Annotated in this window: 1 protein-coding gene and 1 pseudogene; one reads left to right on the top strand and one right to left on the bottom strand. The window is 66.8% G+C overall.

The window, feature by feature from the left end; all coding sequences use genetic code 11:
• A pseudogene (locus tag ACNFOC_RS54760) lies at positions 1 to 402 on the top strand (oxidoreductase); the annotation flags it as partial.
• Here the strand turns inward: ACNFOC_RS54760 and ACNFOC_RS54755 are convergent.
• The coding region (locus ACNFOC_RS54755; RefSeq protein ID WP_416966365.1) for an IS5 family transposase at positions 399 to 829 on the bottom strand (431 nt) is incomplete at its 5' end. The pseudogene ACNFOC_RS54760 and the gene ACNFOC_RS54755 sit on opposite strands and share 4 nt — an antisense overlap.

Here is an 829-nt window from a genome sequence, read left to right as displayed (position 1 = left end):
CACGACAACGATGCCCGCCGGGTGCTCCTGGCCAAACAGCGTCACCGCCGCAGCACGCTGCATCCGGTGACACGGGCGTGGGGGCATCTGCTCGACGTGACGGTCGGATACGGCTACCGTCCCTGGCTGGCCGGCGTCTGGCTCCTCGCGCTGACCCTGCTGGGCACACTGACCTTCAGCATGCACGCCCCCCACCCGGTCCAACAAGGCGACAGCGTCCCGTTCCAGCCTCTCGTCTACACACTCGACCTCTTGGTCCCCATCGGTGGTCTGGGTCAGCGCACGGCCTGGTATTGGTCGAATGGCAGTCTCCAGTGGCTGGCCTACCTGCTGATCGCCTTCGGCTGGGTGCTGACGACCGCCGTCATCGCGGGTGTCACCCGCGCGCTGCAGAAAAACTAGCGGGCGACAGCTGAGTTGAGCCGTCGCCAGCAGAGCAGTGCGCATCCGAGAGTGAGGAAGGCTTCGTGAATGTCGTCGCGTATCTCCCAGCGGATCCGCAGGCGGCGGAACCAGTGCAGGTGGGCAAAGGCTCGCTCCACAACCCAGCGTTGTGTGCCAAGTCCGGAGCCGTGCTCGGTGCCCCGGCGGGCGATCAGTGGTTTTACACCGAGGTCCCAGACCAGGCGGCGGTACTTGTCGTGGTCGTAGCCACGGTCGGCCAGGACCACGGTGGGGCGGCGACGGGGCCGACCGCGTTTGCCCCGTACCGGCGGGATCGCCTCCAGGAGTGGGATCAGCTGGGTGACGTCATTGCGGTTGCCGCCAGTCAGGGTAGCGGCCAGAGGGATGCCGGTCGCGTCGGTGATCAAGTGGTGTTTACTGCCCG

This window comes from Streptomyces colwelliae, from assembly GCF_048158785.1.
Taxonomy (GTDB): domain Bacteria; phylum Actinomycetota; class Actinomycetes; order Streptomycetales; family Streptomycetaceae; genus Streptomyces.
Note: the sequence above shows the minus strand (reverse complement) of the source record. Positions and strands in the feature narration are given on the sequence as shown.